Source organism: Streptomyces sp. NPDC048434 (genome assembly GCF_043200375.1).
Classification (GTDB): Bacteria; Actinomycetota; Actinomycetes; order Streptomycetales; family Streptomycetaceae; genus Streptomyces.
The window spans coordinates 162,184-183,929 of record NZ_JBICXQ010000010.1; the positions used below are offsets into that span (position 1 = coordinate 162,184).

The 21,746-nt window shown below is 70.3% G+C and carries 21 protein-coding genes; 15 read left to right on the top strand and 6 right to left on the bottom strand.

Features of this window, described 5'->3' with window-relative positions; genetic code table 11:
• Positions 1 to 306 precede the first annotated feature (306 nt).
• The 6 genes from ACGFWI_RS14375 (at position 307) to ACGFWI_RS14400 (ending at position 4,013) form a co-directional block, all read left to right on the top strand.
• Positions 307 to 504, top strand: a complete 198-nt coding sequence (locus ACGFWI_RS14375) for a hypothetical protein (RefSeq protein WP_393906269.1) — start codon at positions 307 to 309, stop codon at positions 502 to 504.
• 95 nt (positions 505 to 599) lie between these two features.
• Positions 600 to 1,616 carry a radical SAM protein gene (locus tag ACGFWI_RS14380; RefSeq protein ID WP_393906270.1) on the top strand — a complete coding sequence of 339 codons (1,017 nt, stop codon included), beginning with the start codon at positions 600 to 602 and terminating at the stop codon, positions 1,614 to 1,616.
• Positions 1,613 to 2,251, top strand: coding sequence for a dTMP kinase (locus ACGFWI_RS14385; RefSeq protein ID WP_393906271.1), 639 nt, complete (start codon positions 1,613 to 1,615; stop codon positions 2,249 to 2,251). Before ACGFWI_RS14380 ends, ACGFWI_RS14385 begins: the two co-directional genes overlap by 4 nt.
• Complete coding sequence (locus tag ACGFWI_RS14390) at positions 2,244 to 2,741, top strand: hypothetical protein (protein ID WP_393906272.1); 498 nt, start codon at positions 2,244 to 2,246, stop codon at positions 2,739 to 2,741. The genes ACGFWI_RS14385 and ACGFWI_RS14390 overlap by 8 nt, the downstream gene beginning before the upstream one ends.
• Positions 2,738 to 3,595: an STM4013/SEN3800 family hydrolase gene (locus ACGFWI_RS14395; protein ID WP_393906273.1), complete on the top strand. Its 858-nt coding sequence runs from the start codon at positions 2,738 to 2,740 to the stop codon at positions 3,593 to 3,595. The genes ACGFWI_RS14390 and ACGFWI_RS14395 overlap by 4 nt, the downstream gene beginning before the upstream one ends.
• On the top strand, positions 3,561 to 4,013 hold the full coding sequence (locus ACGFWI_RS14400) for an NUDIX hydrolase (RefSeq protein ID WP_393906274.1): 453 nt from the start codon (positions 3,561 to 3,563) through the stop codon (positions 4,011 to 4,013). The genes ACGFWI_RS14395 and ACGFWI_RS14400 overlap by 35 nt, the downstream gene beginning before the upstream one ends.
• 124 nt (positions 4,014 to 4,137) lie before the next feature.
• On the opposite strand, the gene ACGFWI_RS14405 is transcribed toward ACGFWI_RS14400, so the two are convergent.
• The 3 genes from ACGFWI_RS14405 to ACGFWI_RS14415 form a co-directional block, all read right to left on the bottom strand.
• Positions 4,138 to 5,052 (bottom strand): acyl-CoA thioesterase, encoded by a 915-nt coding sequence (locus ACGFWI_RS14405; RefSeq protein ID WP_393906275.1) that lies wholly within the window; start codon positions 5,050 to 5,052, stop codon positions 4,138 to 4,140.
• A 20-nt stretch (positions 5,053 to 5,072) separates the two neighbouring features.
• Positions 5,073 to 6,230: an acyl-CoA dehydrogenase family protein gene (locus tag ACGFWI_RS14410; RefSeq protein WP_393906276.1), complete on the bottom strand. Its 1,158-nt coding sequence runs from the start codon at positions 6,228 to 6,230 to the stop codon at positions 5,073 to 5,075.
• A 138-nt stretch (positions 6,231 to 6,368) separates the two neighbouring features.
• Positions 6,369 to 7,022, bottom strand: coding sequence for a TetR/AcrR family transcriptional regulator (locus tag ACGFWI_RS14415; protein ID WP_393906277.1), 654 nt, complete (start codon positions 7,020 to 7,022; stop codon positions 6,369 to 6,371).
• A 135-nt stretch (positions 7,023 to 7,157) separates the two neighbouring features.
• Between ACGFWI_RS14415 and ACGFWI_RS14420 the strand changes: the two genes are divergently transcribed.
• The 4 genes from ACGFWI_RS14420 to ACGFWI_RS14435 are packed head-to-tail and all read left to right on the top strand — an operon-like array spanning position 7,158 to position 12,923.
• Positions 7,158 to 8,789 carry a carboxyl transferase domain-containing protein gene (locus tag ACGFWI_RS14420; RefSeq protein WP_393906278.1) on the top strand — a complete coding sequence of 544 codons (1,632 nt, stop codon included), beginning with the start codon at positions 7,158 to 7,160 and terminating at the stop codon, positions 8,787 to 8,789.
• A gap of 17 nt (positions 8,790 to 8,806) precedes the next feature.
• Positions 8,807 to 10,819, top strand: a complete 2,013-nt coding sequence (locus ACGFWI_RS14425; RefSeq protein WP_393906279.1) for an acetyl-CoA carboxylase biotin carboxylase subunit — start codon at positions 8,807 to 8,809, stop codon at positions 10,817 to 10,819.
• Positions 10,816 to 11,757: a hydroxymethylglutaryl-CoA lyase gene (locus tag ACGFWI_RS14430; RefSeq protein WP_393906280.1), complete on the top strand. Its 942-nt coding sequence runs from the start codon at positions 10,816 to 10,818 to the stop codon at positions 11,755 to 11,757. The genes ACGFWI_RS14425 and ACGFWI_RS14430 overlap by 4 nt, the downstream gene beginning before the upstream one ends.
• A 5-nt stretch (positions 11,758 to 11,762) precedes the next feature.
• The gene (locus tag ACGFWI_RS14435) at positions 11,763 to 12,923 is read left to right on the top strand and encodes an acyl-CoA dehydrogenase family protein (RefSeq protein WP_393906281.1); all 1,161 of its coding nucleotides are present in this window, start codon (positions 11,763 to 11,765) and stop codon (positions 12,921 to 12,923) included.
• Positions 12,924 to 12,932: 9 nt separating this feature from the next.
• On the opposite strand, the gene ACGFWI_RS14440 is transcribed toward ACGFWI_RS14435, so the two are convergent.
• The gene (locus ACGFWI_RS14440; protein ID WP_393906282.1) at positions 12,933 to 13,610 is read right to left on the bottom strand and encodes a hypothetical protein; all 678 of its coding nucleotides are present in this window, start codon (positions 13,608 to 13,610) and stop codon (positions 12,933 to 12,935) included.
• 103 nt (positions 13,611 to 13,713) lie between these two features.
• Positions 13,714 to 15,312, bottom strand: coding sequence for a beta-N-acetylhexosaminidase (locus ACGFWI_RS14445; protein WP_393906283.1), 1,599 nt, complete (start codon positions 15,310 to 15,312; stop codon positions 13,714 to 13,716).
• A gap of 189 nt (positions 15,313 to 15,501) precedes the next feature.
• Here ACGFWI_RS14445 and ACGFWI_RS14450 point away from each other — a divergent pair, with 189 nt between their 5' ends.
• Positions 15,502 to 15,792 carry a hypothetical protein gene (locus ACGFWI_RS14450; RefSeq protein WP_129244688.1) on the top strand — a complete coding sequence of 97 codons (291 nt, stop codon included), beginning with the start codon at positions 15,502 to 15,504 and terminating at the stop codon, positions 15,790 to 15,792.
• A 66-nt stretch (positions 15,793 to 15,858) separates the two neighbouring features.
• Positions 15,859 to 17,688: a glutamine--fructose-6-phosphate transaminase (isomerizing) gene (gene glmS, locus ACGFWI_RS14455; protein WP_393906284.1), complete on the top strand. Its 1,830-nt coding sequence runs from the start codon at positions 15,859 to 15,861 to the stop codon at positions 17,686 to 17,688.
• 494 nt (positions 17,689 to 18,182) lie between these two features.
• Here glmS and ACGFWI_RS14460 read toward each other — a convergent pair whose 3' ends face one another.
• The gene (locus tag ACGFWI_RS14460) at positions 18,183 to 18,704 is read right to left on the bottom strand and encodes a universal stress protein (protein WP_159480989.1); all 522 of its coding nucleotides are present in this window, start codon (positions 18,702 to 18,704) and stop codon (positions 18,183 to 18,185) included.
• Between the two features lie 410 nt (positions 18,705 to 19,114).
• Here ACGFWI_RS14460 and ACGFWI_RS14465 point away from each other — a divergent pair, with 410 nt between their 5' ends.
• The 3 genes from ACGFWI_RS14465 to orn all read left to right on the top strand — a co-directional run bounded on the left by ACGFWI_RS14465 (position 19,115) and on the right by orn (position 21,637).
• Positions 19,115 to 19,375 (top strand): hypothetical protein, encoded by a 261-nt coding sequence (locus ACGFWI_RS14465; RefSeq protein ID WP_393906285.1) that lies wholly within the window; start codon positions 19,115 to 19,117, stop codon positions 19,373 to 19,375.
• 349 nt (positions 19,376 to 19,724) lie between these two features.
• Positions 19,725 to 21,011 carry a GlxA family transcriptional regulator gene (locus ACGFWI_RS14470; RefSeq protein WP_393906286.1) on the top strand — a complete coding sequence of 429 codons (1,287 nt, stop codon included), beginning with the start codon at positions 19,725 to 19,727 and terminating at the stop codon, positions 21,009 to 21,011.
• A gap of 5 nt (positions 21,012 to 21,016) precedes the next feature.
• The gene (gene orn, locus ACGFWI_RS14475) at positions 21,017 to 21,637 is read left to right on the top strand and encodes an oligoribonuclease (RefSeq protein WP_393906287.1); all 621 of its coding nucleotides are present in this window, start codon (positions 21,017 to 21,019) and stop codon (positions 21,635 to 21,637) included.
• Positions 21,638 to 21,746: the final 109 nt, after the last annotated feature.

Below are 21,746 nucleotides of genomic sequence, written 5' to 3' on the forward strand. Positions count from 1 at the left end.
GGACCGGCGCTAAACGCCTGCCGCCCGAAGCTCGCGCGTTCCGCCGCCGACACGGCGACCCCGTCGGCTGGGACTCCGGCGAATGGGCCGCCTACCTCGGTCTCGGAGGCGCGTCATGACCACGGGATGGGATGCAGTTCCTGCCCTGAAGGCATGGACGGTCCACGAGATCACGGGCCAGGCGTGCCCGTGCTGCCACTGCATCTACAGCCTGGCCCGGGAGAAGGTCACCGGTCCGGACGGCCGGCACACATGCCGACCCTGCACCGTCCTGCTCGGCGTCTCCACGGAAGCGGAGGCCTCGCGGTGAGTCACAGGAAGCTGCCGGAGGTCGGCGATGAGGTCGAGTACGCCCCCGGGCGGCTGGCTGTCGTCACGGACATCCGCAAGGGCGTCCCCTACCTGCGGAGGTCGGGGATCAGGGAATGGCCGGTGCAGGACCCGACAGGTCTGACGGTGAAGCGGACACGGGCCCAGCGGATCGCGGACGGTGATCCGTGGTGAGCCGCGCCTACGCCCCAGCCCAGAACGCCGATGTGCCGCTCGCCCGGCCCGGGGCGAACTGCCGAACCACAAGCACGCGACCAAAGGAGCACCTCATGGCCGTTCCTCTCCCGAAAGCCGATGTGGACTGGACTGCGCTGCGGAACTTCGCGGCACTGCGCGGACAGCTCAGGGTCTCTCTCACCCCCATCTGCAACGTGAAGTGCTGGTTCTGCCACAACGAAGGCGACGTACCGCCGCCGTTCACCCACCTGCATCGCGACGCTCAACCACGTGCCCGCGAACTAGCCGCCGCCGACTACGTGAACGTGCTGCGTGAGCTGATCGGCGCCGGTTTGAGGCGGGTGTACTTCACTGGCGGTGAGCCGCTGGCGTCGAAGCTCGCCCGGCCAATCCTCACTCAGCTCCCCGTTAGGGGCCCGGATGTGTCCTACGCGCTGATCACGAACGGGCTTCTGGTGCGCACGCATCAGGACTGGCTCGCCTCGACCGGTCTGGACAAGGTGAAGATCTCCCTGCACTACTTCTCCGACGACTCCTTCCGGGCCATCGCCCAGACCCGGTCCAGCGTTGCGACCGTCCTGGACGGGATCGAGGCTGCGCGGGAGATGTTCGAGCGGGTGGAGCTGAACACGCTCATCCAGCGCGAGAACGAGCACGAGCTGCGAGACATCCTCACCTTCGCTCTCGACCGCAGGATGCCGGTGCAGTTCATCGAGCTGGTCGACACCGACTTCAACGTCGGCCGGAAGGCCTCCGCTGTCGGTGCCCAGGGAATCATCGACCACCTGCGCACCCTGACCAGCGACGAGGAGGTAGAGGTCTCCGGTGTCGGCCAGGGCCGGAGGATTTTCCGCATCGACGGCATCGAGATCGACGTCATCCACCGTGAACTGGGCCGCCACCACGTCGGTCAGTGCGGAACCTGTCCCGTGCGGGCCAAGTGCGTCGAGGGTTTCTGGGCTCTGCGCATGGACCACGCCGGCGGTATCCAGCCCTGCCTGCTGCGGGAGGACTTGCGCAGGGACATCCGGCCGCTGCTGGCCGATCCGGAGACCATTCCCCCGGCAGTGGCCGAGCACGTGGCCGCCTTCACCGAGGGCACCCTATGAGCCCCCTGCGCGCCCCGTACACACCCGGGGCGCAAGAAGGCCGTAGAGGGCCGTTCGTGGTCCTGGAAGGCGTCTCTGGTGTCGGAAAGTCCACGCTCACCCGCCTCCTGGCCAAACGGCTCGGTGCAACAGCCATCCACACCCTTCCCGAGCCGCACACCGGCCTGTCCTCTGCGATCAACGCACAGCTTCGGCCGCTGCCGCAGTTCGCCTTCTACCTCTCCGGCCTCCTGCACACCGCCGACGTCGTACGCGAGGCGCTGAGGGCAGGGCCGGTGATCGCAGACCGGTATGCCTCCTCGGTCATGGCCTGCCACACCGCCGTCAACCGGGTCGACCTGGAGCAGGCGAAGAAGCTGATCGCCCCCTTCACGCCGTACCTGCTGGCACCGGACGTCACGTTCTACGTCGCCAGCTCCGATTGTTCGCTGAAGAAGCGGTTGGGGACCAAGACGGACGTGAAGCAGGACGACACCGAGCTGTTCGGCGTACCCGGCCGCCTGGCCAGACTGCGGGCGAACTTTGACGCCGTGGCCGAAGAGGACCCAAGCGCGGTCACGCTCCCCACCGACGGGCAGCGCCCGGACGACCTGGCCGACATCATCATCAAGCACCTGGAGGTGAGGCGTGCTTAACTCGATCGACACCGATGCCGTCATCCGTGACGGCCGCGTCGCCGGCACATTCCCGGGGGAGATCCACCAGGGCGTGGCCTGGTGGGTCGCTGCGTGCTTCGTCGTGGTGAGCCAGACGTCCCGGATCGCGGTGGCCCACGACGGCCACTCCATCACCGGAGAGTTTCACCGGCGATTCTGCCGCGGGGCCATCAACGCCCAGCACTTCAGTTGCCAGCTGGCGGACCTCGGCGAGGCCAATGAGGATCAGCTTGTGCACGCCATGCAGGCCCTCGGAAACATCCCCGGTGCCCTGCTGTCCACGACCGGCGACGGCGGCCGGCAGACCGTCACCATCCGCCTCTACGACGCGGAGGGCCAGCCGCTCACCGAGGACACCGGCCTGGCGAAAGTGCGCGAGATGATCGCCGCAGACCGGGTGCCGATCCCCGTCAACGACCAGGCCAAAGGCCGGATTACGCTGCGACGAGACCTGGTGGAGACGACGTGATCGACGTGTCAGAGGTCATTCAGAGTGGCATCAGCGTCCTCTTCGTTACCCTCGACTCGTTGCGCTATGACGTAGCGCGCGCTGCCCTGCACGCCGGCCAGACCCCGCGCCTGGCGACGATGCTCCCAGGCGGTCAGTGGGAAGAACGCCGCACCCCTGGCACCTTCACTCTCCCTGCGCATATGGCGTTCTTCTCCGGCTTCCTGCCCAAGCTCCCACAGCCCGCCCAACCACCGCGCCTGTGGGAGTGCCGCCCTCCCGCCTTCAAGACCGTCGATCCCGGCACGTTCGTCTTCGACGCACCGAACCTCCTCACCGGGCTCGCCCTGTACGGATACCGCACCGTGTGCATCGGCGGCGTGACGTACTTCTCGCGGGAAACCCCGCTCGGGTCGGTCCTTCCGGACATGTTCCACGAGGACCACTGGCGGCCGGAGTTCTGCTCACCGGAGCCCGACTCCACGCGCCACCAGGTCGATCATGCTCTGGCCATCGCCGAGAAGCACGCCGGCCGGCCGCTGTTCCTGTTCGTCAACGTCTCGGCGGCCCACGTCCCTCACGGCCACTACGTCGGAGACAGCACTGACTCCTGGCACTCCCAGGCCGCCGCGCTCGCATACGCAGACGAACACCTTGGCCGCCTGGTGGACGGGCTCACCAGCGCCAAGAGATGGCTGGTCATCATGTGTGCCGACCACGGCGACGCCTTCGGCGAGGACGGCTACCACGGCCGCGGGATCACACACCCCACGGTTCTGAACGTGCCGTTCGCCGCCTGGCTGACTCTGTCGGCGCCTCAGGCGGATACGCTCTCGGGCCATGACCGACGCACCCGACCGGGAGTCGACGCGTGACGCCTCCGTCATCGTGGCCCGTGACCCAAACGGCATGGTCGCCGTCCTGACCACCGAATTCCCCGCGCATGGAGGGGACTACCTGTTCCTTCCCGGAGGGCGCCGGGAGCCCGGCGAAACACCGGAACAATGCGCGCAACGCGAGCTGCGTGAGGAAGCCGGCGTCACCGCCAAGACCTGGCGCCCCCTCGGCTCCTACGCCATGACCCTGCACTCGACCGCCCGCATTTACCTCTACCTGGCCGAAGGTCTCACCTGCGGCCCACAGCAACTCACGCCGAATGAAGAGAACTTCAAACTCATGTGGTGGCCGATGTCCGACGCGATCCAGGCCGCCGCAGAAGGCTGCTTCCTGCTTCAAGGCGGCCCGCTCGCGCTGCTGCTCGTCCAGCAAGTCACGCAGCCTGACGAGAGCTGAACGCGGCTGGTGTCCGACGGGCGGGTGGGTGGCGGGGTGCCATGCCTTCTGGGCAGGCCCCCCAAAAAAGCCGTCACAACGCAATTGCCCCGGCGAACCCCATGCCCCTCCGCCCCGCCCCCACCTAACCCCGCGGCACCCGAATAACCCCCTCCTGAATCACCGACACCGCCAACTGCCCGTCCGCCGTGAAGATCCGGCCCTTGCCCAGCCCCCGGCCGCCCTGGGCAGTGGGTGACTCCTGGTCGTAGAGCAGCCAGTCGTCGGCGCGCACCGGACGGTGGAACCACATCGCGTGGTCCAGGCTCGCGCCGACCACATCGCCGACCGCCCAGCCGCCCCGGCCGTGCGCGAGCAGGATCGAGTCCAGCAAGGTCATGTCGGAGACATAGGTGACCAGGCAGATGTCCAGCAGGGGGCGGGTGACGGTGTCACCGCAGCCGGCGCCGTCGGCGAGCGCCTTGTCCAGGTCGCCGTTCGTCCGGAACCACACCTGCGAGCGGGGCTCACGTACCTGGCCGACGGTGCCGAACGGCGGCTCGTCCACGTACCGCAGATCGATCGCGGCCCGCGCCTCCAGCAGCCGCTCGGTGACGCCCGGATCGACGAACCGGTCCGCGTGGCGCGGCAGCATCTCGGCGGCCGTGGGCAGGGTCAGCGGGTCCGGTGCCGGTGGCATCGGCTCCTGGTGTTCCAGGCCCTCCTCATGGACCTGGAAGGAGGCCGAGAGGTGGAAGATCGGCTGGCCGTGCTGGACGGCGACGACCCGTCGGGTGGTGAAGGACCGGCCGTCGCGGATCCGGTCGACGGTGTAGACGATGGGCGCACCGGGGTCGCCGGGGCGCAGGAAGTACGCGTGCAGGGAGTGCGGCGGACGGTCGGCGGGGACCGTCCGGCCGGCCGCGACCAGGGCCTGGGCGGCGACCTGGCCGCCGAAGACGCGGGGCACGACCGAGGCGCGGCTCTGGCCGCGGAAGATGTCCTGCTCGATCCGCTCCAGGGCGAGCAGATCGAGCAGGGACAGGAGTGCGTCGTTCACGTGCGTGTGGCCCTTACGGCCTAGAGGCCCATGGACTTGGCGATGATCATCTTCATGACCTCGCTGGTGCCGCCGTAGATGCGGTTGACGCGGTTGTCGGCGTACAGGCGGGCGATCGGGTACTCGTTCATGAAGCCGTAACCGCCGTGCAGCTGGAGGCACTTGTCGATCACGCGGTGCGCGACCTCGGTGCAGAACAGCTTGGCGGAGGCGGCCTCGGCCGGGCTCAGCTCGCCGGCGTCCAGGGCCTCCAGGGCGCGGTCGGCGACGGCCTCGGCCGCGTCCACCTCGGCCTGGCAGCCGGCCAGTTCGAACTTGGTGTTCTGGAAGGCGGCGACGGGCTTGCCGAAGACGGTGCGCTCCTGCACGTACTCCTTGGCGAACCGGACGGCGGCCTTGGCCTGGGCGTAGGCGCCGAAGGCGATGCCCCAGCGCTCGGAGGCGAGGTTCAGGCCCAGGTAGGCGAAGCCCTTGTTCTCCTCGCCCAGCAGGTCGTCGACCGGGACCTTGACGTCGACGAAGGCCAGCTCGGCGGTGTCGGAGACCTTCAGGCCGAGCTTGTCCAGCTTGCGGCCGACGGAGTAGCCCTCGGACTTGGTGTCCACGGCGAAGAGCGAGATGCCGTGGCGGCGGTCGTCCTCGCGGGGGGCGGCGGTGCGGGCGCAGACGATGACACGGTCGGCGTGCACACCGCCGGTGATGAAGGTCTTGGCGCCGTTGAGGACGTAGTGCGTGCCGTCGTCCGACAGCTTCGCGGTGGTCTTCATGCCCGCGAGGTCGGAGCCGGTGCCCGGCTCGGTCATCGCGAGCGCCCACATCTCCTCGCCGCTGACGAAGTTCGGCAGGTAGCGCTTCTTCTGCTCGTCGGTGGCGAGCATCTGGATGTACGGCAGACCGAGCAGCACATGCACGCCGGAGCCGCCGAAGGAGACGCCCGCGCGGGAGGTCTCCTCGTACATCACGGCCTCGAACTTGTGCGAGTCGATGCCGGCGCCGCCGTACTCCTCGGGGACACGGATACCGAAGACGCCCAGTTCGGCGAGCTTGTAGTAGAAGTCGCGCGGGGCCTGGCCGGCGGCGAACCACTCGTCGTGCACAGGGACGACCTCGGCCTCGATGAAGGCGCGTATCGTCTCGCGGAACGCCTCGTGATCCTCGTTGAACACCGTACGGCGCATTGCTACGTCGCCTCCTCCATGTCGCCGGACCAAGCGCATGGCTAAGCGCTTGCTCAGCGAAAGCTACCGGCCAGTCACCTAGGCTGTCCAGAGGTCAACGAAAACCTGTGCGGCCCAGGACCCGGCCCAGGACCCGGCTCACGCGCCCGGCACCGCCGCCGCCATGGACTCCCCCGCCGCCGCGTCGGCCGCCGCCTCCCCAGCCGCCGCGCCGAACGCTCCCAGCGCCAGCCGGTGCAGCAGTTCCGCCATCTCCGTACGGCCCGGGAGGGCACCCGGGCGGCCGAGGTGCGGGGTGGAGTTGAGCAGGCCGAAGACGGCGTGCACCGCGGCGCGTGCCTGGGATTCGGAGGGGGCCGGGTGGACCCGGCGGACCACCTCCACCCACAGCTCCACATACTGCCGCTGGAGCCGGCGGACCCGCTTGCGGTCGGCCTCCCGCAGCCGGTCCAGCTCGCGGTCGTGCAGGGTGATCAGCGGCCGGTCGTCCAGCGCGAAGTCGATATGGCCGTCGATCAGCGCATGCAGCACCGCCTCCGGGCTCTCCCCGCCCTCCGCCACCCGCATCCGGCCGCCGTCGAGCAGCCGCTCACTGATTCCGACCAGCAGTTCGGCGAGCATCGCGTCCTTGCCGGCGAAGTGCCGGTAGAGGCCGGGGCCGGAGATGCCCACGGCCGCCCCTATCTCGTCCACACCGACGCCGTGGAACCCGCGCTCCGCGAAGAGCCGGGCCGCCTCCTTGAGGATCTGCTCACGGCGGCTGGTCGGGGCGGAGTCCTGCGCATTACTCATGCCGTCGATTGTAGACAGCTGGGTTAGTGCTCGTTAACCTGAAGGCAATGAGGTTAACGCCCATTAACCCGGATGGCCCGGCAGCCGCGGACCGCGGCTGCCGGGACAGCTGACCGAGCAAGGGGGCTCGTCTTGATGGAGCAGGCACCGGTGCTGGGGAGCGCCGCCGATCCGGCGTCCGACTCCTGGCGGGCCAACGAGGCCGCGCACCGTGAGCTGGCCGCACAGCTGCGCGAGAAGCTCGCGGCGGCCCGGCTGGGGGGCGGCGAGAAGGCCAGGGCGCGGCACACCGCGCGCGGCAAGCTGCTGCCCCGCGACCGGGTGGACGCCCTGCTGGACCCCGGCTCCCCGTTCCTGGAGCTGGCGCCGCTGGCCGCGGAGGGGATGTACGGCGGGGCCGCGCCGGCCGCCGGGGTGATCGCCGGCATCGGCCGGGTCTCCGGCCGCGAGACGGTGATCGTCGCCAATGACGCCACGGTCAAGGGTGGTACGTACTACCCGATGACGGTCAAGAAGCATCTGCGGGCGCAGGAGATCGCCCTGGAGAACCGGCTGCCCTGCCTGTACCTCGTGGACTCCGGCGGTGCCTTCCTGCCGATGCAGGACGAGGTCTTCCCCGACCGGGAGCACTTCGGGCGGATCTTCTACAACCAGGCCCGGATGTCCGGCGCCGGTATCCCGCAGATCGCCGCCGTCCTCGGATCCTGCACGGCGGGCGGCGCCTATGTCCCCGCCATGAGCGACGAGGCAGTGATCGTCCGCAACCAGGGCACGATCTTCCTGGGCGGACCGCCGCTGGTGAAGGCCGCCACCGGCGAGGTCGTCACCGCCGAGGAGCTGGGCGGCGGCGAGGTGCACGCCAAGACCTCCGGCGTCACCGACCATCTCGCCGAGGACGACGCCCATGCGCTGCGCCTGGTGCGCAGCATCGTCTCCACCCTCGGCGAGCGCGAGCCGCTCCCGTGGACCGTACGGACCGTCGAGGAGCCGAAGGCCGACCCGGCCGGTCTGTACGGCATGGTGCCCGCTGACTCCCGTACGCCCTATGACGTCCGGGAGGTGATCGCGCGGCTCGTGGACGGCTCCCGCTTCGCGGAGTTCAAGGCGGAGTACGGCACGACACTGGTCACCGGCTTCGCCCATCTCCACGGCCACCCCGTCGGCATCGTCGCCAACAACGGCATCCTGTTCTCCGAATCCGCCCAGAAGGGCGCCCACTTCATCGAGCTGTGCGACCAGCGCGGTATCCCGCTGCTGTTCCTGCAGAACATCTCCGGCTTCATGGTCGGCCGCTCGTACGAGGCCGGCGGTATCGCCAAGCACGGCGCGAAGATGGTGACGGCGGTGGCCTGCACCCGCGTGCCCAAGCTGACGGTCGTCATCGGCGGCTCCTACGGGGCGGGCAACTACTCCATGTGCGGCCGGGCCTACTCCCCCCGCTTCCTGTGGATGTGGCCGAACGCCAAGATCTCGGTGATGGGCGGCGAACAGGCCGCCTCCGTCCTCGCGACCGTCAAGCGCGACCAGCTCGAAGCGCACGGCGAGGAGTGGAGCGCCGAGGAGGAGGCCGCGTTCAAGGCGCCGGTCCGCGAGCAGTACGAGAGCCAGGGCAACGCCTATTACGCGACCGCGCGGCTGTGGGACGACGGCGTGATCGACCCGCTGGAGACCCGGCAGGTGCTGGGACTGGCGCTGACCGCCTGTGCCAACGCACCGCTTCCCCAGAAGGACAGCACCGCGCCCGGCTACGGCGTCTTCCGGATGTGAGAGGGATGTCCCCAGCAATGGCCACCAATTTCGACACCGTGCTCATCGCCAACCGAGGCGAGATCGCGGTCCGTGTCATCCGTACGCTGCGCGCCCTCGGCATCCGCTCGGTCGCCGTCTTCAGCGATGCGGACGCCGACGCCCGCCATGTCCGCGAGGCCGACACGGCCGTACGGATCGGTCCGGCCCCGGCCGCCGAGAGCTATCTGTCCGTGGAGCGGCTGCTGGACGCGGCCGCCCGGACCGGTGCGCAGGCGGTCCACCCGGGCTATGGCTTCCTCGCCGAGAACGCCGCCTTCGCCCGCGCCTGCGCGGACGCCGGGCTGGTCTTCATCGGCCCGTCCGCCGAAGCCATCGAGCTGATGGGCGACAAGATCCGGGCCAAGGAGACGGTGCGGGAGGCCGGAGTCCCGGTCGTCCCCGGCTCCTCGGGCAGCGGCCTGGACGACGGTCAACTGGCCGCGGCGGCACGGGAGATCGGCATGCCGGTGCTGCTCAAGCCGTCCGCGGGCGGCGGCGGCAAGGGCATGCGGCTGGTCCGTGACGAGGCGCTGCTGGCCGACGAGATCGCCGCCGCCCGCCGCGAGGCCCGCTCCTCCTTCGGCGATGACACCCTCCTCGTCGAGCGCTGGATCGACCGGCCCCGGCACATCGAGATCCAGGTGCTGGCGGACGGCCACGGCAAGGTGATCCACCTCGGCGAGCGCGAGTGCTCCCTCCAGCGCCGCCATCAGAAGGTCATCGAGGAGGCCCCCTCGGTCCTGCTGGACGAGGCGACCCGCGCCGCGATGGGCGAGGCGGCCGTGCAGGCGGCCCGCTCCTGCGGCTACCGCGGCGCCGGCACCGTCGAATTCATCGTCCCGGGCAAGGACCCGGCCTCGTACTACTTCATGGAGATGAACACCCGCCTCCAGGTCGAGCACCCGGTCACCGAACTCATCACCGGCATCGACCTGGTGGAGTGGCAGCTGCGGGTCGCGGCCGGCGAGCATCTCCCCTACGCCCAAGAGGACATCACCCTCACCGGGCACGCCATCGAGGCACGGATCTGTGCCGAGGACCCGGCCCGTGACTTCCTGCCGACCGGCGGCACGGTGCTGGCCCTGCACGAGGTCCGGGGCGACGGGCTGCGCACGGACTCCGGTCTGTCCGAGGGCGTGGAGGTCGGCAGCCGCTACGACCCGATGCTGTCCAAGGTCATCGCCCATGGCCCGGACCGGGCGAGTGCGCTGCGCCGGCTCCGGGCCGCGCTGGCGGAGACGGTCACCCTCGGGGTGACCACCAACGCCGGTTTCCTGCGGCGGCTGCTGGCCCATCCGGACGTGGTGTCCGGCGAGCTGGACACCGGCCTGGTCGAGCGCGAGGCGGCCGGCCTGGTCGACGGCGAGGTGCCGGACGAGGTGTACGCGGCGGCCGCCGCGGTACGGCAGGCGGCCCTGGAGCCGGCGGTCGCCGACGGCGGCTGGCGCGACCCGTTCGCCGCGCCGAACGGCTTCCGTCTCGGCGCCGAGCCCGCCCCGGTCCGCCACTGGCTGCGCGTCCCTGGCCATGACCCGGTCGCCCACGACGTACGGCCGGGGGCGGCGGCCGGGCAGGTCGCGCCGGACCGCGTACGGGTCACCGTCGACGGGGTGCTGCACACCTTCCGCCGCAGCGGCGACTGGCTCGGCCGGGACGGCGATTCCTGGCAGGTGACCTCGTACGACCCGGTGGCGGCGGCGCTGCGCGGGGCCGCCGGGGCACATGGCGCGGACACCCTGGCCGCCCCGATGCCGGGCACCGTCACCGTCGTCAAGGTGGCCGTCGGCGACGAGGTGGCCGCGGGCCAGGGCCTGCTGGTGGTCGAGGCGATGAAGATGGAACACGTCATCTCCGCACCGCACGCCGGCACTGTCACCGAACTGGACGTGACCGCGGGCAGCACCGTCGCCATGGACCAGATCCTGGCCGTCATCACCCCGCACGAGAACCCCGAAGAGGCCGCCGCGTCCGCGACGGCAGCCGAGGCCGAGCAGGGGAGCGCATCATGACCGCAGCCGGACTGCCGATGGAGGTCCCCGCGGAGGGGCTGCCCACCCGCGTACGGATCCATGAGGTCGGCGCGCGCGACGGCCTGCAGAACGAGCAGACCGTCGTGCCCACGGAGGTCAAGGCCGAGTTCATCCACCGGCTCGCCGACGCGGGCCTGCCGACCGTCGAGGCCACCAGCTTCGTCCACCCCAAGTGGGTGCCCCAACTCGCCGATGCGGAGCAGCTGTTCCCGCAGCTGGGCGACATCGATCCGCACCGGCTCCCCGTACTGGTGCCCAACGAGCGCGGTCTGGACCGTGCGCTCGACCTGGGCGCCCGCCGGATCGCGGTGTTCGGCAGTGCCACCGAGTCGTTCGCCAAGGCCAACCTCAACCGCACGGTCGACGAGGCGCTGGCGATGTTCGCGCCGGTCGTCGAGCGGGCCAAGGACGCCAAGGTGCAGGTCCGCGGCTATCTCTCGATGTGCTTCGGCGACCCCTGGGAGGGCCCGGTGCCCATCGCGCAGACCGTCCGGGTCTGCCGGGCGCTGCTCGACCTGGGCTGCGACGAGCTGAGCCTGGGCGACACCATCGGCGTGGCCACCCCCGGCCAGGTGCAGGCGCTGCTGGCCTCCCTCAACGAGGCGGGCGTCCCCACCTCCCGTCTCGGTGTGCACTTCCACGACACCTACGGGCAGGCCCTCGCCAACACCTTCGCCGCGCTGCAGCACGGCATCACCACCATCGACGCCTCGGCGGGCGGCCTCGGCGGCTGCCCGTACGCCAAGAGCGCCACCGGCAACCTCGCCACCGAAGACCTCGTGTGGATGCTGCACGGCCTCGGCATCGAGACCGGGGTCGACCTGGACCGGCTGACCGCCACCAGCGTGTGGATGGCGGACGTCCTGGGCCGGCCGAGTCCCTCCCGCACCCTTCGCGCCCTCTCCCACAAGGAGTGACCCTCATGTCCCTTGACCACCGTCTCCCCGCCGAGCTGGAAGAACTCCGGCGTACGGTCGAGGCCTTCGCGCACGACGTCGTCGCCCCGAAGATCGGCGAGTACTACGAGCAGCATGCGTTCCCGTACGAGATCGTGCAGGAGATGGGCCGGATGGGCCTGTTCGGCCTGCCGTTCCCCGAGGAGTACGGCGGGATGGGCGGCGACTACCTCGCGCTCGGCATCGCCCTGGAGGAGCTGGCCCGGGTCGACTCCTCGGTGGCCATCACCCTGGAGGCCGGCGTCTCCCTGGGCGCCATGCCGATCTACCACTTCGGCACCGAGGAGCAGAAGCGCGCGTGGCTGCCCAAGCTGTGCAGCGGTGAGTTGCTCGGCGCCTTCGGCCTCACCGAGCCGGACGGCGGCTCGGACGCCGGCGCCACCCGTACGACCGCCGTACGCGACGGCGACAACTGGGTGATCAACGGCAGCAAGTGCTTCATCACCAACTCCGGTACGGACATCACCGGCCTGGTCACGGTCACCGCCGTCACCGGCCGCAAGGCCGACGGCGCCCCGCTGATCTCCTCGATCATCGTGCCGTCCGGCACCCCCGGCTTCACGGTCGGCGCCCCGTACTCCAAGGTCGGCTGGAGCGCCTCGGACACCCGCGAGCTGTCCTTCTCCGACGTCCGGGTCCCGGCCGCCAACCTGCTGGGCGAGGAGGGCCGGGGCTACGCCCAGTTCCTGCGCATCCTCGACGAGGGCCGGATCGCCATCGCGGCGCTGGCCACCGGCCTCGCCCAGGGCTGTGTGGACGAGTCGGTGCGCTACGCCAAGGAGCGGCAGGCCTTCGGCCGCGCGATCGGCACCAACCAGGCCATCCAGTTCAAGCTCGCCGACATGGAGATGCGCGCCCACACCTCCCGGCTGTCCTGGCGCCATGCCGCCTCCCGGCTGGTGCACGGCGAGCCCTTCAAGAAGGAGGCCGCGCTCGCCAAGCTCTACTCCTCCGAGATCGCGGTGGACAACGCCCGCGAGGCCACCCAGATCCACGGCGGATACGGCTTCATGAACGAGTATCCGGTCGCCCGGATGTGGCGGGACGCCAAGATCCTGGAGATCGGCGAGGGCACCAGCGAGGTCCAGCGGATGCTGATCGCACGGGAGCTGGGTGTGACCGCCTGACCCCGCGTCCTACGGCCGGCCCTGCGCGGCGGGGCCGGCCAGGACGTCCGGCAGCGGTGCCTTCCAGTGCTGGGCGTGCGGGTAGAGCGCGGCGAAGCGGTCGCGGACCGTGCGGGGGAAGAAGACCGGCATCCAGGAGCCGTCGGTGAAGCCCAGCTGGTAGTGGCCCCGGGTGTAGTCCTTGCAGTCGCGGACCCAGGCGATCGTCCGCGGATCGGCCCGCCAGCCCTCTTCGAGCGGTACGGAGGCGGTGCCCTTGGGGCTCCCGCCCACGTACACCAGCTGTATCCGGCGGTCGGTCAGCAGCAGGATCTTCTGCAGCACCGGGCCGACCGGCTGCAGACCGCGCAGCAGGCCGCCCGCCAGGCTGTCCCACGTACCCCAGAAGGCGTGCTTCTTCTCCAGGCACTTCCGGCGCGCCGCCGGGTCGCCGAAGTGCCCGCGCGTCGGCTGGGTCGAGAAGACCAGGTCCAGGACGACCGAGGTGGCCCGCGACGCCATGGACCGCTCGTGCCACAACACCCCGCCGAACACGGACAGTTCCAGGTCCCTGGGCGGTGCCGGGGTGGTCCGCAGCCGGCAGTTCCCCTTGTCCACCGGCAGCATGTCCACCACCCGCTCACCGGGTTCGGCCAAGCGCTCCACCAGGGCGCGCAGTTCGCTGCCGTCATCCGACATGGGGTCCATCCGCTTGCTCCTGCTCCTCGACTGCCGGGCGGGCCGACCGAGGTGCCCCGCCCGGCAGTCGTGAGCCGGCCGGGCGTACGGGCCGCCCGGCCGGCTCACGCCCTCACTTCGCGGGCCACGGCACCTCGGGAGAACGGTAATAGCCGATGCCCAGTGCGTCCCAGCGCGGGCCCTGGGCGGCCAGCCGCACCTTGTAGCCGTCCCAGTCATGCGTGGACGCCGGGGACCAGCCCAGCTCCGCGATGCCCGGCAGCCGCGGGAAGGCCATGTACTCGATGTGCGCGGAGGTGGAGAGGGTCTCGGACCACAGGGGCGCCTCGACGCCCAGGACGGAGTCCGCGGGGGCACCCTCGAGGTAGCTGCCCGGGTCCCAGTCGTAGGAGCGCCTGACGTCGACATAGCCGGCCCAGGCCAGGCCCAGCGGCGTGTTCTTGTCGTACTTCATGTCGAGGTAGGCGCGGTCGGCGGGCGAGAGGATCAGCCGGGTGCCGTTCCTGGCGGCGTCGGCGACCTGCCGGCGCTCGGCCGCGCCCGTCTTGTCATAGCCCCAGTACTGGGCGACGGCGCCCTTCGCCGGGTGCGCTCCGGTCAGCTGGTGCCAGCCGATCGCGGTCTTGCCGTACTTGGCGACCACCGGCTGCACCTTGTCCATGAAGGTCACGTAGTCCTCATGGCTGGTGGAGTGCGCCTCGTCACCGCCGATATGGAGGTAGCGGCCGGGGGTCATGGCCGCGAGCTCGCCGATGACATCGTCCACGAAGTCGTACGTCTCCTTCTTCGGGACGCACAGGGAGCTGAAGCCGACCTCCGTGCCGGTGTAGAGCGGCGGGGCCTGTCCGTTGCAGTTGAGCGGGGCGTAGGAGGCCAGCGCGGCGTTGGTGTGGCCCGGCATGTCGATCTCGGGGACGACGGTCAGATAGCGGGCGGCGGCATAGCGGACGATCTCGCGGTAGTCGTCCTTGGTGTAGTAGCCCCCGGCGCCGCCGCCGACCTGGGTGGAGCCGCCGTAGGTCGCCAGCCGCGGCCAGGACTTGATGGCGATCCGCCAGCCCTGGTCGTCGGAGAGGTGCAGATGCAGCTTGTTGATCTTGTACATGGCGAGCTGGTCGATATACCGCTTGACCTGCGCGACGGTGAAGAAGTGCCGGGAGACGTCCAGCATCGCCCCGCGGTAGGCGTAGCGCGGGGAGTCGGCGATGGTGCCCCCGGCGATCCGCCAGGGCCCTTGCCGGACGCGCTGGTGCTCCACGTCGCCCGGCAGCAGCTGGCGCAGGGTCTGGACGCCGTGGAAGAGGCCCGCCGGGCGGGCGGCGCTGATCGTGACCGCGCGCCCGCCGGAGGTCAGCCGGTAGCCCTCGGCTCCCAGCCCCTTGGTGCCGCTGCCGCCGAGCCGGAGGACGATGCCGTCCCGGCCGTCCTTGGTGGTCACCGGGAGAGCGAAGCCGGTGGCGGGCCGCAGCAGCCCCGCCAGATGGCCGGCGACCCTCTTGGCCTCGCCGGAGCCGCCCGGCACGCGGATCCGAGTGCGGTCACCGAGGGTGTACGCGTCCCCGCCGCCGTGCACGGAGGCGGGCGCGGGGATCACCTGGTCCAGTGGGGTGGCGGCCCGGGCGGCCGCGGCCCCCGGCGGCGGTACGGCGGCGGTTCCCAGCCCCGCCGCCGCGACCAGCAGCAGCGAGAACAGCAGTCTGCGTCGTCTCATCGACGCTCCCTTCGGCGAACCTCGTGCATGACGTCGTGCATGGCATGGAGCGACCGAACGGTGACCATGCGTACCGTGAGCCTCGATTCCGGTCAAGGTTTAGACCACTTTCCAGCCGCCAAATCGGGGATGTGCCCGATATCGGGCAGATTTCTTGCGTATCCGCGCGGCGCCCCGCAATATCGACGGGTGCTCGAACGCCGTAACCGCAGCGCTGAGGCGCCGCACGAAGACCTGGTGGACCACCTGGTGCGCAGCACACCGCTGCAGCGCGGTGAGGCCGCCCGGGTGGTGCTGGATGTGCTGGCGTACTTCGACGAGACGACGGAGGAATTCGTCCGTCGGCGCCATCGGGAGCTGCAGTCCCAGGGACTGCGCAACGAGGAGATCTTCGAACGGATCCGCCACGAGATGCCGCACCGCGCCGTGGCCCCGCCCGATCTCTCGGCCCGCCAGCTGCGCCGCCTCGTCTACGGCTGACGGTCACGCCCGGGACGCCGGGCGGCACGAACCATTGCCACAACGTTCTTCTCGGAGGGTCACTGTATGTGCGGGATCGTCGGCTATATCGGCAAACGTGATGTTGCTCCGCTGCTGCTGGAGGGCCTGCAGCGGCTGGAGTACCGCGGCTACGACTCGGCGGGTGTCGCCATCCACGCCAAGGGCACCGGCAAGGCCGCAGGCGGCCTCAAGACGGCCAAGGCCAAGGGCCGGGTCCGTGAGCTGGAGTCACGGCTGCCGAAGCGGTTCGCGGGCACCACAGGCATCGCGCACACCCGCTGGGCCACCCATGGCGCGCCCACCGACGAGAACGCCCACCCGCACCTCGACACCGAGGGCAAGGTCGCGGTCGTCCACAACGGCATCATCGACAACGCCGCCGACCTGCGTACCCGGCTGACCGCCGACGGCATCACCTTCGCCTCCGAGACCGACACCGAGGTGCTGGCCCACCTGATCGGCCGCTCGACGGCCGAGAAGCTGGAGGAGAGGGTCCGCGAGGCGCTGCGGCACATCGAGGGCACGTACGGCATCGCCGTGCTGCACGCCGACTTCCCCGACCGGATCGTCGTCGCCCGCAACGGCTCCCCGGTCGTGCTCGGCATCGGCGAGCACGAGATGTTCGTCTCCTCGGACGTCGCCGCGCTGGTCTCGCACACCCGCCAGGTCGTCACCCTCGACGACGGCGAGATGGCCACCCTCAAGGCCGACGACTACCGCACGTACACCACCGAGGGCTCGCGGACCACGTCCGCTCCGGAGACCGTCGAGTACGCGGCCGAGTCGTACGACCTGGGCGGCCACGACACCTACATGCACAAGGAGATCTCCGAGCAGGCGGACGCGGTGGACCGCGCGCTGCGCGGGCGGATCGACGACCGCTTCTCCACCGTGCACCTCGGCGGCCTGAACCTCGACGCCCGTGAGGCGCGCGGGGTGCGCCGGGTGAAGATCCTCGGCTGCGGCACCTCGTACCACGCGGGCCAGATCGGTGCCCAGATGATCGAGGAGCTGGCCCGTATCCCCTCGGACGCCGAGCCGGCCTCCGAGTTCCGCTACCGCAACCCGGTCGTGGACCCCGACACGCTGTATGTGGCGGTCTCCCAGTCCGGTGAGACCTACGACGTGCTGGCGGCCGTCCAGGAGCTCAAGCGCAAGGGCGCACGGGTGCTGGGCCTGGTCAACGTGGTCGGCTCGGCGATCGCCCGGGAGACCGACGGCGGCATCTACGTGCACGCGGGTCCCGAGGTCTGTGTGGTCTCCACCAAGTGCTTCACCAACATGGTGGTCTCCTTCGCGCTGCTCGCCCTGCACCTCGGCCGGATCCGTGACCTGTCCGTCGCGGACGGCAAGCGGATCATCGACGGCCTGCGCAAGCTGCCCGCGCAGATCGACGAGATCCTGGAGACCGAGGCGGACATCAAGAAGATGGCCGAGCTGTACGCGGACGCCAAGTCGATGATGTTCATCGGCCGGGTGCGCGGCTACCCGGTGGCGCGCGAGGCCTCCCTGAAGCTCAAGGAGGTCTCCTACATCCACGCCGAGGCCTACCCGGCCTCGGAGCTCAAGCACGGCCCGCTGGCCCTCATCGAGCCCGCGATGCCGACCGTCGCGATCGTCCCCGACGACGACCTGCTGGAGAAGAACCGCGCCGCGCTGGAGGAGATCAAGGCCCGCAGCGGCCGCATCCTGGCCGTCGCGCACCAGGAGCAGGAGAAGGCCGACCACACCATCGTCGTCCCGAAGAACGAGCCCGAGCTGGACCCGATCCTGATGGGCATCCCGCTGCAACTGCTCGCCTACCACACGGCGTTGGCCCTGGGCCGGGACATCGACAAGCCCCGCAACCTCGCCAAGTCCGTCACGGTGGAGTAGAACCCGCGGATCACGGTGGAGCGGCACCCCTGGACGACGGGCCGGATCCCTGGATCACGGCGACGTCATCCACCCCGCTCCACCGAAGCGACAATTGAGCACCCCACAGCGCTCGGCCGCCCCCGCGAAAGCGGCGCCGGCTCAGGCGCGGGAGCAGCGCTCCGCGCGTGCCACCATACGCGCGGAGCCGCCGCCTCCCCTTTGCCGGCATCGCCCATACGCCGGCAGGATGCCGCCGCCCCGGGAACCGTCACCTCCCGGCCGGCAGCACGCAGTTGCCGTGCGCGCGGCCGCCGGGCCCGTGAATGCGGCGCGCCCACGTGACCGTTTTCTACCCTTCACCAGCGCACAATCCACCTGCGCAGGTCAGGAGAAATGCGGCTGCGCACAATCCTCATGACGCCCCCTCAACTGTGCGCAAGCCGCGGAGAGCCGATCATGCGGGGGCGAAGCTGCCGCGTGCCGCGGGGAGTTGGCGGCGCGCCGGCGAGGCGTCAGGGAATCACGATCACCGGGCGCTGCGCCCGGCGGGCCAGCCGGCCGGCCACCGAGCCGAAGATCCGGCCGACGATGCCGTGGGTGGAGCCGACCACGATCGCGTCGGCCTCGTACTCCCGGCCGACCTCCTCCAGCTCATGGCAGATGTCGCCGCCGCGCTCGACCAGGACCCAGGGGACCTCGGTGAGATGGTCCGCGCAGGCCAGCTCCAGGCCGAGCACTTCGGTGCGGTGATCCGGCACGTCCACGAAGACCGGGGGCTCACAGCCCGCCCAGACGGTCGTCGGCAGCCGGTTGGCCACATGGACGATGATCAACCCGGAGCCGAGACGCCGGGCCATACCGATTGCATACGCCAACGCTCGCTCGCTCGACATGGAGCCGTCGAAGCCGACCACGACGCCGTGCCGGAACGCGGGGTCGCAGGAATGACGCGTCTTTTCTGCCGCTTCGAGGTCCGCCATCGGATCGGCGACCTGCTTGCGGTCCGCGGGTTCGGGAATTTCGTGACCGGCCATTGGTGTCTCGGCGAGGACGTCCTCTTGCGGAGGGGCGAACGGGGAACGGCGATTGACTTGATCCGGCAGTTGACTGAGCTGGCTCTATCGAGGTGCGGGAGCCATAGTTCAATGAGGAACGATACGACTGGGAATCATCTTCCCAACCCGATACCCCAAGAGTACGGCGCCACTCCCCCGCTGCCCAGAGCCCGCCGCGGACCCGAAGCGTCCGCGCGAGGTGGGTGGGGCCTCGAACGTTCCCCGGAGCATGCCGGAGCGTGGCGCGGATGGCAATGCCCCGGCCTGCCCCCGTACGTACCCCTCGCGGTGACCCATGATCGTCGGCGGCGTTGTAGTAGCAGGCCGTCCGAGGGGAGCACACGATGCCGTTGCCGTCCGACAGATCACCCGACCCAGTGAGCGATGTCATGCACTGGAGCGCCTTCAGCTGCGCCCTGGTGCCCCTCGTACTGATCATCAGCGGGGTCTCCTGGGCCGGCGCGGCCGGCACCGCCGCCGGTCTGGCCGCGGTGACCTGCGCCTGCCGCGCACTGCTGCGGCAATCCGAACGGACCGCCGCGCGGATCCGTGTGCGCGAGACCGGAAGGCACCGGGACAGAAGCGCATATTTGGTGTCGACGGCGCATGGGAGCGGCCGGCACTCCGAAGGGCGTACGCCGGCCGACTGAGGCGCTTGCAAGTCTGCGCGCGACCGTTTTCAGCCAACTTCCGGCCGAGGTCCGCACCTTGCCCTGAGCACCCCTCAACCCTGGTGTGAGCAGGGAGGAAAGGACCGCTGGGCATGGTTGTGCCCTACTGCGAACGGGCAGAGCCGAGACGCGTACTTCCCATGTAGGCCCGACGAGTGGAACGCTTCGTGATCGAATGCTTCGCGCCAAGTTGCCATATCGACATACCAGCGGGTGGTGAACTTGGCACTCCATCCTCACGGGACACAGTAGATTCGATCTTGGTAGTAACGGCGGGGGAACTGTGCAGGACCGAGAGGGCGAGACGACCGAGGGGGGCTTAAGTGCCATGAGCCAGGACTCCGCTGCCGTACCAGATGCCGCACGCAAGCTCGCCGCCCGACGACGCCGCGAAATAGTCGCGGTGCTCCTCTTCAGTGGCGGCCCCATTTTCGAGAGCTCCATTCCGCTCTCGGTCTTCGGCATCGACCGCCAAGACGCAGGCGTTCCGCGGTACCGGCTACTTGTGTGCGCGGGCGAAGATGCGCCTTTGCGCACGACCGGGGGGCTCGAACTTTCCGCCCCCTACGGGCTGGAGGCGATCTCCCGCGCCGGGACGGTCGTCGTACCGGCCTGGCGTTCCATCACCCAGGCCCCGCCGCCCGCGGCGCTCGATGCGCTGCGCCGCGCGCACGAAGAAGGGGCCAGAATCGTCGGGTTGTGCACGGGGGCGTTCGTCCTCGCCGCAGCCGGACTCCTCGATGGCCGTCCGGCCACGACCCATTGGATGTACGCGCCGACGCTCGCCAAGCGTTATCCGTCCGTCCATGTGGACCCCCGCGAGCTGTTCGTCGACGACGGCGATGTGCTCACCTCCGCGGGGACGGCGGCCGGCATCGATCTGTGTCTGCACATCGTGCGCACCGACCACGGCGCGGACGCCGCGAACGCGCTGGCCCGCCGGCTCGTCGTGCCGCCCCGCCGCACCGCCTCCGAAATGGGGCACCAGCGCTACCTCGACAGGTCATTACCTGAAGAGATCGGCGCCGACCCGCTGGCCGAGGTCGTCGCCTGGGCGCTGGAGCACCTCCACGAGCAGTTCGACGTGGAGACCCTGGCCGCGCGCGCGTACATGAGCCGCCGCACCTTCGACCGGCGCTTCCGGTCCCTTACCGGGAGCGCTCCACTGCAGTGGCTGATCACTCAGCGGGTGCTGCAGGCCCAGCGGCTGCTGGAGACCTCCGACTATTCGGTGGACGAGGTCGCGGGGCGCTGCGGATTCCGCTCGCCGGTCGCGCTGCGTGGCCACTTCCGCAGGCAGCTGGGCGCCTCGCCCGCGGCCTACCGGGCGGCCTACCGTGCACGGCGGCCGCAGAACGGGGCACCCGAACCCGGACTCAGACCGGAGCGGGCCGAGCGCGCCGAGCGGCCGGAGCGGGAGCGGGCGGCGCTGGGGGCGGGCGGGGAGCGCTTCTCCGCCGCCGCGCTGGCCGGCCATGGTCTGGCGTCCGCCGAAGCGGGCGAAGCGGGCAAACCGCAGTCGGACGCGTACGCCTCCCGGATGCCGGAAACCGCGGTGGGGAGGGGAACGGTCCGCCCCGTGCTGCCCGGACAGCGCGAGCGCCCCGTAGGGTGAGATGTATGAACGATCGCATGGTGTGGATCGACTGCGAGATGACCGGACTCTCGCTGGCGAATGACGCGCTCATCGAGGTGGCCGCGCTGGTCACCGACTCGGAGCTGAATGTGCTGGGCGACGGGGTGGATGTGGTGATCCGCCCCCCGGCCGAGGCGCTCGGCACCATGCCTGAAGTGGTGCGCCAGATGCACACCGCCTCCGGGCTGCTGGAGGAGCTGGACGGCGGGACGACGCTGGAGGCGGCCGAGGCGCAGGTGCTTGCGTACATCAAGCAGCATGTGCCGGAGCCGCGGAAGGCGCCGCTGTGCGGCAACTCCGTCGGCACCGACCGTGGCTTCCTGCTGCGCGACATGCCGACGCTGGAGGACTATCTCCATTACCGGATCGTCGATGTCTCGTCCGTGAAGGAACTGGCCCGGCGCTGGTACCCGCGGGCCTACTTCAACAGTCCGGACAAGAACGGCAACCACCGGGCGCTGGCGGACATCCGCGAATCCATCGCGGAACTGCGCTACTACCGGGAGGCGGTCTTCGTGCCGCAGCCCGGTCCCGACTCGGACACCGCGAAGGCCATCGCCGCCAAGCACGTCCTTCCTGCTGAGCCGCAGTCCACACCGCAGTGAGGCACAGGGGCGCGGGGGGGGGGGGGGGGGCGGGGGGCCCCCCCCCCCCCCCCCGGGGCGGGGGCCGCCAGAATGGGGGGGGGGCCCCCCGGGGGCCGCGTCGACATTT

Excerpts from the sequence above, each read along its gene's own strand:
- ACGFWI_RS14445 (WP_393906283.1), bottom strand. The coding sequence starts at position 15,312 with ATGAGACGACGCAGACTGCTGTTCTCGCTGCTGCTGGTCGCGGCGGCG.
- ACGFWI_RS14380 (WP_393906270.1), top strand. The coding sequence starts at position 600 with ATGGCCGTTCCTCTCCCGAAAGCCGATGTGGACTGGACTGCGCTGCGG.
- orn (WP_393906287.1), top strand. The coding sequence starts at position 21,017 with ATGAACGATCGCATGGTGTGGATCGACTGCGAGATGACCGGACTCTCG.
- ACGFWI_RS14460 (WP_159480989.1), bottom strand. The coding sequence starts at position 18,704 with ATGGCCGGTCACGAAATTCCCGAACCCGCGGACCGCAAGCAGGTCGCC.
- ACGFWI_RS14470 (WP_393906286.1), top strand. The coding sequence starts at position 19,725 with ATGAGCCAGGACTCCGCTGCCGTACCAGATGCCGCACGCAAGCTCGCC.
- ACGFWI_RS14420 (WP_393906278.1), top strand. The coding sequence starts at position 7,158 with ATGGAGCAGGCACCGGTGCTGGGGAGCGCCGCCGATCCGGCGTCCGAC.
- ACGFWI_RS14465 (WP_393906285.1), top strand. The coding sequence starts at position 19,115 with ATGCACTGGAGCGCCTTCAGCTGCGCCCTGGTGCCCCTCGTACTGATC.
- ACGFWI_RS14425 (WP_393906279.1), top strand. The coding sequence starts at position 8,807 with ATGGCCACCAATTTCGACACCGTGCTCATCGCCAACCGAGGCGAGATC.
- ACGFWI_RS14435 (WP_393906281.1), top strand. The coding sequence starts at position 11,763 with ATGTCCCTTGACCACCGTCTCCCCGCCGAGCTGGAAGAACTCCGGCGT.
- ACGFWI_RS14385 (WP_393906271.1), top strand. The coding sequence starts at position 1,613 with ATGAGCCCCCTGCGCGCCCCGTACACACCCGGGGCGCAAGAAGGCCGT.
- ACGFWI_RS14410 (WP_393906276.1), bottom strand. The coding sequence starts at position 6,230 with ATGCGCCGTACGGTGTTCAACGAGGATCACGAGGCGTTCCGCGAGACG.
- ACGFWI_RS14440 (WP_393906282.1), bottom strand. The coding sequence starts at position 13,610 with ATGGACCCCATGTCGGATGACGGCAGCGAACTGCGCGCCCTGGTGGAG.
- glmS (WP_393906284.1), top strand. The coding sequence starts at position 15,859 with ATGTGCGGGATCGTCGGCTATATCGGCAAACGTGATGTTGCTCCGCTG.
- ACGFWI_RS14430 (WP_393906280.1), top strand. The coding sequence starts at position 10,816 with ATGACCGCAGCCGGACTGCCGATGGAGGTCCCCGCGGAGGGGCTGCCC.
- ACGFWI_RS14415 (WP_393906277.1), bottom strand. The coding sequence starts at position 7,022 with ATGAGTAATGCGCAGGACTCCGCCCCGACCAGCCGCCGTGAGCAGATC.
- ACGFWI_RS14400 (WP_393906274.1), top strand. The coding sequence starts at position 3,561 with ATGACCGACGCACCCGACCGGGAGTCGACGCGTGACGCCTCCGTCATC.